The 8,692-nt window shown below is 66.4% G+C and carries 7 protein-coding genes; 5 read left to right on the forward strand and 2 right to left on the reverse strand.

Annotated features, from left to right (window positions below; genetic code table 11):
• The first annotated feature begins 145 nt into the window (after nucleotides 1-145).
• The 3 genes from ACIQJ5_RS13940 to ACIQJ5_RS13950 all read left to right on the forward strand — a co-directional run bounded on the left by ACIQJ5_RS13940 (nucleotide 146) and on the right by ACIQJ5_RS13950 (nucleotide 3,904).
• The gene (locus ACIQJ5_RS13940) at nucleotides 146-1,642 is read left to right on the forward strand and encodes a glycosyltransferase 61 family protein (RefSeq protein WP_402844824.1); all 1,497 of its coding nucleotides are present in this window, start codon (nucleotides 146-148) and stop codon (nucleotides 1,640-1,642) included.
• Between the two features lie 106 nt (nucleotides 1,643-1,748).
• Complete coding sequence (locus ACIQJ5_RS13945; RefSeq protein WP_402844825.1) at nucleotides 1,749-2,834, forward strand: hypothetical protein; 1,086 nt, start codon at nucleotides 1,749-1,751, stop codon at nucleotides 2,832-2,834.
• Complete coding sequence (locus tag ACIQJ5_RS13950; protein ID WP_402844827.1) at nucleotides 2,831-3,904, forward strand: glycosyltransferase; 1,074 nt, start codon at nucleotides 2,831-2,833, stop codon at nucleotides 3,902-3,904. The genes ACIQJ5_RS13945 and ACIQJ5_RS13950 overlap by 4 nt, the downstream gene beginning before the upstream one ends.
• Nucleotides 3,905-3,949: 45 nt before the next feature.
• Here the strand turns inward: ACIQJ5_RS13950 and ACIQJ5_RS13955 are convergent, their stop codons facing one another.
• Both ACIQJ5_RS13955 and ACIQJ5_RS13960 read right to left on the reverse strand, forming a co-directional pair.
• The gene (locus ACIQJ5_RS13955) at nucleotides 3,950-4,915 is read right to left on the reverse strand and encodes a glycosyltransferase family 4 protein (protein ID WP_402844828.1); all 966 of its coding nucleotides are present in this window, start codon (nucleotides 4,913-4,915) and stop codon (nucleotides 3,950-3,952) included.
• Nucleotides 4,912-6,036: a glycosyltransferase gene (locus tag ACIQJ5_RS13960; RefSeq protein WP_402844830.1), complete on the reverse strand. Its 1,125-nt coding sequence runs from the start codon at nucleotides 6,034-6,036 to the stop codon at nucleotides 4,912-4,914. Before ACIQJ5_RS13960 ends, ACIQJ5_RS13955 begins: the two co-directional genes overlap by 4 nt.
• Nucleotides 6,037-6,269: 233 nt before the next feature.
• On the opposite strand from ACIQJ5_RS13960, the gene ACIQJ5_RS13965 reads away from it, so the two are divergent.
• Together ACIQJ5_RS13965 and ACIQJ5_RS13970 are read left to right on the forward strand one after the other, a co-directional pair.
• Nucleotides 6,270-8,270, forward strand: a complete 2,001-nt coding sequence (locus ACIQJ5_RS13965; protein ID WP_402844831.1) for a DUF4012 domain-containing protein — start codon at nucleotides 6,270-6,272, stop codon at nucleotides 8,268-8,270.
• A 110-nt stretch (nucleotides 8,271-8,380) separates the two neighbouring features.
• Nucleotides 8,381-8,626, forward strand: a complete 246-nt coding sequence (locus ACIQJ5_RS13970; RefSeq protein WP_402844833.1) for a hypothetical protein — start codon at nucleotides 8,381-8,383, stop codon at nucleotides 8,624-8,626.
• The last annotated feature ends 66 nt before the right edge of the window (nucleotides 8,627-8,692 follow it).

Consider the following 8,692-nt stretch of genomic DNA (forward strand, 5'->3'; position numbering starts at 1 on the left):
CGCTCTGATTCCTCTGGTACTTCCGATAGGATCGAAGCCGCGGAATGTGTACGTCCCCGCGCACGGGACGGGCAAGCCAGTCTACGACGCCGGGTTGGCTCGAGCGAGGCTACCGTTTAGCGCACTGTCATGATGGAGATCATTGATGAACACCACAGGCCAGCCTCTGATCTTCGCGAACGATTCGGAGAAGTGGCGCGCCTTTGTTGCACAGAATCGTCGAATTCAGCATGACCTCAGTGTGCAAATTGTTGACGACGGAATAATCCTCCCGCTAAGAGCCGCGCGAGACTCGCGCCAGTCGTGGGAGGGGGGTGTCACCGATGCGACAGGGGGATTCGTTGCGGGGCATACTTTTCATCCCGCCAGATCTCACCGTCGTAATGTGATCCGAGGTTATGAGCCTGAGCAAGTCAGGCGCGTCGAGGGCGTTGCCCTCTATGCTGGCGGAATACGTCCCGATCAGTTCGGCCACTTCCTCACGGAGAGTCTCGCGAGACTCTGGTGGGCGATCGGCAACAACATCGAATCGATGAAGGTAGCTTTCAATAGAACCTATCCGGTGGGGATAGATCACCCCAATTTCTCCTTGGTTGAGAGACTTGGGATATCTCGGGAGCAGATTGTCATCGTCGACGAGCCGATGCAGTTCGACAAAGTTGTTGTTCCTGACCAATCGTTCTATTTGGGTAATGGTCAGTACCACGATAACTTGAGATTCATTTACGACTCGATTAGAGACTCGGTCTCGCCGGGCGCGGTGGAAAAGATCTACTTCACGCGTCGCAGGCTGGTTAACAGGACAACTGAGACGCGGGAACTAAATGAAGAGATGCTCGAGGATTTCTACCAGAGGCGTGGGTACAAGGTTGTCTCGCCAGAAACACTGCCGCTTGCTGAGCAGATATCCTTGATTGCAGGAGCGAAAGAGATCGCCTCCACCGCGGGCACCTTGTCGCATCTGGTCGTTTTTGCGCAGGACGGCGTGAATCAGTCGGTTCTCCTGCGGCACCCTCGAAGCCTTTCCGTGGAAGGGCAGTGGGGACTCAGCCAGATGCGAGCCGCCAATATCCGTATCGTCGACGCGCTTTTGTCTCTTCTGCCGGGATCGCACACCGTTGGAGTGGTCTACTTCTCAAAATCGTCGCATTTTGTCGAGTATGCTAAACAAGTGCACGATGTGCACGTTTCAACGGATTCGTTGGAGAGTTCGCTCGCCGAATATTTGCGCAATTGGGCAGAGCTGCTCGCAAGCACCCCTGATCGCTTTCTCAAACGATATCCCGAATGGACATTAGTTGATCTTGTTGACAGTATTCACTCGACACTTTGTGGCGAACCAATCAGTGATGAAGCAAGAGAACGTTTGGTTCGCCGTTTCGTGAATCATGAACCGGAGATTCGTCGACCTTCTCACACGGGTGAAATCCATTTCAACAGCAACGGGGGAACCCCGATTCCGCATCAAGTTATTGACCGAGGCGGAGTAGCTCTTCGCCCAGCGGATCCAGAGCGACCTGGGTTCAGGTTTGGTGGGTGGTACAACTCGCCGAGACTTCGCGAGGAGTTTGATTTCGAGGCCCCGGTTACTCGAGTGAAGACTGTCCACGCGCGGTGGGTCAGGAAGTCTGCCCGTACTTGACTAAGGAAATGTCGCGCGTTCGCTCAGACCGACGTCGGTCGCAACGGCTGCGGCACGATGTCTCGGGATGGACGTTCCGCGCGCGCTGAGCGCATAGCCTGGAAGAGTGAGCTCGTCGCGTCGTCGTCCCACCCGTACCTTCGTGTCCCTCACGGGGCCTGCGGGCAACATCGGCGATGCGCTGATCCGCCGCGAGACGCTGGAGTGGGCACGGGGGACCTCCGACGAGCTGGTGGCCTACGTGGGCGAGACGCCCGACGTGTGGCTGCACCAGCTCGGGGTTCCCACGGGCACCATCGTGCTGCGCACGAAGCGCAGCGTCCCGCGCTGGCTGTGGCTGCTGGCCACGGCTCCGCGCCGGCCGGTGCTGGTGCTGGAGGCGGGGGAGGTGCCGCTGGATCGCGGCAACGGGCTTCGCGAGCTGGTCTTCCTGGCCGAGACGGTGATCGTCCGGCTCAAGCGCGGTGTCGTGGTGCGACCGCCGCGCGGCATCCGCGCGCCGTCGAATCCCGCCCTCTGGCTGCACGCGCTCGCGGCGCGGTGGTCGCAGGTGGCGCTGTGGCGCGACGAGAAGAGCGCGGCGCTGGTGGGGGGCGCCCAGGTCGTGCCCGACGTCGGTTTCGCGGCGGGCGGGCGTGCCGGATCCGACGAGGAGGCGCGTGAGGAGCTGATCATCAGCCTGCGCGGGGCGCGTCCGATGCCCTCCGCTGCCTGGATCGAGGCGGTGCGTGCGTTCGCCCGGACCGAAGGGCTCCGCATCCGCACGGTGGTGCAGGTTCGGGAGGACGAGGAGCGCTCGCGGGAGCTCGCCGACGCACTCGGCGGTGAGTTCGAGCCCTGGGGTGACATCGACGCGGTCACGCAGGAACGAAACCTCCGCGCACGCTACGACGACGCACGCATGGTCATCAGCGACCGTATGCACGTGCTGGTGCTCGCTGCGCTGAGCGGCGCGGTACCGGTGGAGCTGGTGCCCACGCCGACCGGCAAGATCGCGGCGGCGTTCGACGTGATCGGGCTGCACGGTGTCAGCCACGACTCCCGCGACGCCGACGTCAACGCTCTGACGCAGGTTCTCGTCACTCAGCGGGGACGACGTGATGAGGTGATCGCGGCGGTCTCGGCTGCTGCGGACAAGATCGCTCATCTCGAATCGCGCATGCGCGAGACCGTGCGGCGGGCACGCCGATGAGCGACGCCGCCGCGCGGATCCTCCTGCTCTCGCACAGTCATGCCTTCGGCCCGTTCCGTGTGGGAAGCCATCACTACGCCCGCACGCTCGCAGAGTCGGGGGCCGAGGTGGTGCACCTCTCCACTCCGGTCTCCCTCGCACACCGGGTGACCGGACGCATCGACGCGCACACCCTCGCCACGCTTCCGCGCGGACCGATGCGCGACGAGGCGGGGGTGACCCACCTCGTGCCCCGCACCATCGCTCCCGTGCCCTACGGGCGGTTCCGTGTCGATCGGGAGCTGCGCCGGCACGGCATCGCCGAGCGCTTCGATGCCGTGCTCATCGACCAGCCGCTGCTGTGGCACGAGTCGGTGCGTGCGCTGACCGGGCGGCTCGTGTACCGGCCCACCGACATGTACCCCGACGGGGTCAAGCACGCGCAGCAGCAGCGGATCGTCGCCGCGGCCGATGCCGTCATCGCCACGTCCTCCGCGGTCCTCCGCGCTCTCGGAGACCTCACCCTGCCGACGCTCGTGATCGAGAACGGCGTCGATGCCGAGCGATTCACCGCGTCGTCGGCCGGCGGTGCACGGGAGCTGCTGTGCGTGTACGTCGGCGCGCTCGACGGCAGATTCGACTGGAACCAGCTGGGCGCGTGGGCGCGACAGCATCCGGATGTCCGTTTCATCGTCGCAGGCCCCGGGCAGGCGCCCGCACCGCTCACATCGAACGTCGAGATGCTCGGCGCCGTCGATTACGACCAGCTCCCCGCACTGTTGCAGCAGGCACGCGTCGGACTGCTGCCGCTGTCGGACGATCCGCTCAACGCCGGACGAAGCCCGATGAAACTGTACGAGTACCTCGCAGCGGGGACGGCCGTGGTCACCCGGGAGACGCCGGTGCTCCGTGCTGACGCCGTCTCCGGGGTGTACACCTACCGGGACGGAGCCGACGCCGATGCGGCGCTGCGGAGCGCGCTCGCGCATCCGTCACCGAACATCGCGGGCATGCGGCGCGCAGCGGCGGAGAGCTGGGGCGCGAAGACCGCCCAACTGCAGCGATTCGTGTTCGATCTCACACAACGCTGAATCGCGCCCCCCGGGGATGCTCCGGCGCGGGGCCACCGCAGCGCCTCAGCCGAGGGCGCGGCGAAGTTCTTCCGAGATGATGGCCGCAGTGCGGTCCCAGTCGTACCCGGTCGGGGCCTCCACACGACGCCGGGCATCCATCGCGGCGGTGAGGGCGTCCGCCCATGCGGCCGGATCGTGTGCTTCTGTCACGGCCCAGCCACGCCCGCCCACGATCTCCGCCACCGATTCGCATCCGGCCCAGAAGATCACCGGGACACCGCAGGAGATGGACTCGAGGGCGGGAAGGCCGAAACCCTCGTCCGTCGACGGCTGCACGGTGGCGACGGCGCCGCGATACAGCTCGGCGAGCCAGTCGTCCGTCACGCTGTGCAGCAGCTCGACGCGGTCGTCGACCCCCGCCGCCTCCGCCCACCCGGCCGCCGTGTCGATCTCCGGCTCCGGCAGGACCGCGCGCAGCCTCAGTTCCGGGACGCGCGCAAGGGCTTGCACCACCACGTTCAGGTTCTTGTGATGACGGGTGTTGCCCACGTACATCACGTACGGATACGGCGCCTCTCCGATCGGCCCATCCGGATGGAACGCCGCCGAGCATCCGTTGCCGGCGTTGACGACGCGAACCGCGTCGTCGCGCAGCCACTCGCGGATGTCGCGCGCCGAGGTCTCCGAGACGGTGAGCACCACACCGGCCCGGCGGATCGCATGGCGCACCGGCCCGGCGTAGTAGGCAGCGAACTTCGCGCGCCCGGGCCACGGCGAGCGGAGCTGGATGAGGTCGTGCACGGTGAGGAGCTGCCGCGAAGCGCGCACCAGGGCGCCGTAGCCGGGCGAGTACACGACATCGCCGGGGGAGGCGCCGGGGAGCCTGCGGAATGCGTCGAGGGGGGAGTAGGGCGTACCGCTGAGCTGCAAGGACCGCCAGGCGGGCTCCAGTCGCGGCAGCACTTCGCGCGCGTAGCGGCCGATACCGTGGGCACCCCGGTAGCGGTCGTCGACGAACAGAGCGCTCACTCGGCCGCGCCTTCGATGAAGGACGGCGCGGTGGTCTTCGCCACCCATGCGGCGATGCGCTCGGTGAACACCGAGGTATCGAACTCGCGCGCGCGTGCCACGCATGCCTCGGCGGTCGCGCCGGCGGCACGCTCCACCGCGGCGGTCAGCTCGGCAGCATCCGTCCAGTCCTGCACCAGAGCTCCGGTCGCGCCGTCCACCACCGTCTCCGCCGTGCCGCCCACCGCGCTCGCGACGACGGACGTGCCGGTGGCCATGGCTTCCACCGGCATGATGCCGAAGTCCTCGATGGCCGGAAACACCAGCGCGAGGGCCCGACGGTACAGTTCTGCGAGCATCGCGGTCGAGGGATTGTGGACGAAGGTGACGCGGGCACCGCGCGAGGCGGCATAGTCGCGCAGCCGAGCCTCATCCGGGCCCCCGCCGGCGAGAACTGCCGGGAGGCCGGCCGCCATCGCCGCGTCGATCACGTGGTCCAGGCGCTTGTAGGGGACGAATCGCGAGACACCCAGCAGGAACGGGGTGGGAAGCCCGTCGAGGCGCGCCTCTTCCTCCGCCGAAATAGCGGGGGGAGCCGTGAACGCCGCGACCTCTACCGGCGGATGGATCACGATGGCCTCGCGCTCCCATGTGCGTGCGATGCGCTCGGCGATGAAGGCACTGTTGGCCGCGATCGCGACCGGCTCGGCTGCGCGGCGGCGGTCCTGCGGCTTGAGGACGCTGGAGACGAGCCGAGCAGCGGCGCCGGATCCGCGGCCGTCGAGCTCGGGGGTCCAGACGTATCGCGCCGGCGTGTGCGCATAGACCAGCTTCGGGGCGTCGCGTGCGGGCCCTGCGAAACGCGCCTGATGCGCGAACACGTGGCTGCTGCACAGGATCCAGTCGGCGTCGCGTGACGGCAGATGGCGCCACGCGAAGGGCATGAACGGGAGGGCCGCCGCTTTGCTGTGCCGCAACGGAGTGCGCGCCAGCAGCGTTTCCTCGACGCCGGTGAAGCGGCCGTCGCTGTCGTTCCAGAGGCAGAAGCGATCCGCGTCGGGGAAGATTCCGGAGAGCACCTCGAACACGTTCTCCGAACCACCGTGACGGGCGAGCCACTCGTGCACCAGAATGCCGGACACGTCGCACCTCCCGGTTGTCTCGGCCGATGTCGCTCGGTCCGCGACGGCGGGACCGTGTTCGCCGTGTGGCGAAATCAACGGCCTCACACGAGTGTAGTTACTCGCCCGGGAGTGGCGCGCTCGCCTGCGGTGCGCTCACTTTGCTCGAAACGGCACGGTTTGGCAGCGAAGTGGGCACGACGAATCCGAGGGTGGCGAGACGAGGCACCCGGGTTCCCTCAGGGTCGGACGTTATGATCTCGCACGACCTAAAGGAGTTCGACATCGACCCCCACGCGCCCCTCAGCCGCCGCGAAGCACGCGCGCTGAGCCAGCCCGCACAGCCCACTGAGAAGCTGGGTTCCTTCGGCGACGACACCACCGCGACGACTCGGCCGCTGTCTTCCGGCGGCTCTGGCGGCTCCGGCGGCGAGCGTCCGCCGGCGAGGAAGCGTCGCCGTCGCTGGTGGCCGTGGGTGGTCTTCCCGCTCCTAATCGTGCTGATCGCTGGCGCGGTGTTCGCTGCGATGTTCGTGAAGGAAGCGATCAAGGTCCGCGACCTCCTCGAGCAGACCAAGGAGAAGGTCACGGCGGTGATGCCCCTCGTGCAGTCGGGCGACATCGCGCAGATCCAGCCCATCGCGGAAGAGGTGCTCGCGCTCACCAAGGAAGCCGACGGCATCGTCCAGGGACAGCTCTGGGAGTTCGCGGCGAAGGTGCCCGTGGTCGGCGCGAACGTGGCCGCGGTGAGCGAGACCACCCAGGCCACGCACATCCTCGTGCGCGACGCCCTTCCCACCGGACTCAACCTGCTGGCCGCGCTCGATCTGAAGAACCTCACGCTGGAAGGCGGTGGCTTCAACCTGCAGCCCTTCCGCGACGCGCAGCCGCAGATCCCCGCGCTCGCGGCCACGTTCACCGAGGCGAAGTCCCACGTGGACAAGATCGATCAGACTGCCATCCTTCCTTTCGTGAAGGACAACATCGGCCAGCTCGTGGACATCATCGACGAAGCTTCTCCGGCGTTCGACCTCGCGGAGAAGTACCTGCCCACCATGCTCGCGATGCTGGGCGCCGACGGTCCGCGCGACTACATCCTGCTGTTCCAGAACAACGCCGAGATCCGTTCGACCGGAGGAAACCCCTCGAACGCCGCGGTGCTGCACGTGGACAACGGCAAGATCGAGATGCGGGACGACTGGGAGAGCGCGGCGTTCATCGAGCGCGGTCTGAGCGGCACGGGGTTCGCGCCGATCGAACCTGCGGAGAAGGCCCAGCTGTTCGAGAACGACACCTGGAACAACAGCCAGAACTTCAGCCGGTACCCCGACTTCCGCGACACCGCCGATGTGGTCTCGCGGCTGTGGACCGACGTGAGCGGATCCCCGGTGCAGGGCGTCATCAGCCTGGATCCCGTGGCCCTGTCGTACATGCTGCGCGTCACCGGGCCGGTGACCGTAGACGGCGAGGACGAGCAGATCACCGCGGACAACGCCGTCCAGCTGCTCCTGAGCGACACCTACGAGCGCTTCGGAGCGGACGGCCTGGCGGCCAGCTGGTACTTCGGCAAGACGGCATCGGCCATCTTCGACAAGATCTCGGCGGGCGGATGGGATCCCCTCGCGATGCTGGATCAGCTCAAGGCCGGCGCCGCGGAGCAGCGGATCTACCTCTGGTTCCCGGACGAGGCCTCCCAGGCGATGGCGCACGAGCTGAACCTCGACGGTGCCATCACCGGCGACAACTCGCAGACCGTCCAGACGGGCATCTACCTCAACGACACGTCGTACTCGAAGCTCGAGTACTGGCTGGGCACCACGATGGCGATCAGCTGCAACGCGGATGCCCGCACCGTCACCACCAGCGTGTCGATGACCAACAGCATCCCCGACTCGATCGGCAGCACCTACACGCTGGGACGGCGCAACACGCAGTGGGGCTACACCAGCAACACCATCACGCTGGACGTGCTGGGTATGGCGATTCCGGGTGGCGAGCTGGTCGGCACCGATCCGGGTGAAGGCGACATCAGCTACAACGACCGCTCCGGCGTGTACAACGGACGCCAGACGCAGAGCCTGACGGCGGCCATCCGTCAGGGGGAGACGCGCACGTTCTCCTTCACGTCCTCTGTGCCGGCGGATGCCACCACACCGCTCAGCGTGCGGTGGACGCCCACCACCTCCAAGACCCCGGTCACCATCGAGGAGAGCTGCATGTCGATGTTCCCGGGAACGACGACCCCCGCGGGCTGACTGTGAACCTGCTATGTCCCTCTGTGTCGGCTCTGTTGCTGAACGCCCTGGACGTAGCAGAATGAACGCGGCTCGCATGGGCCGTGAAACCAATCCGGAGGGGAGCACCCATGGGTATCGAAGACGTGGTGAACAAGGGCAAGGACGCCGTCAGCGAGGGCGTTGACAAGGCCAAGGACCTCTACGAGCAGAACAAGGAGAAGGTCGACGAGGCCCTCCACTCGGAGCAGGCCGAGGGCATCAGCGACTCGATCCTCGACGGTGTGGCGGGCTTCGCGAAGAAGGTCGCTCCCGGCGCTGCAGACAAGATCGACGAGATCCGCGACAACGTGGACAAGCAGATCGGCAACGACTGAGTCACAGACTCGGAAGAACGCCCGGCCCTGAGGGGCCGGGCGTTCTTCGTTGCCGGGGTCCGGCTG

The organism is Microbacterium sp. GXS0129 (genome assembly GCF_044769785.1).
Classification (GTDB): Bacteria; Actinomycetota; Actinomycetes; order Actinomycetales; family Microbacteriaceae; genus Microbacterium; species Microbacterium nymphoidis.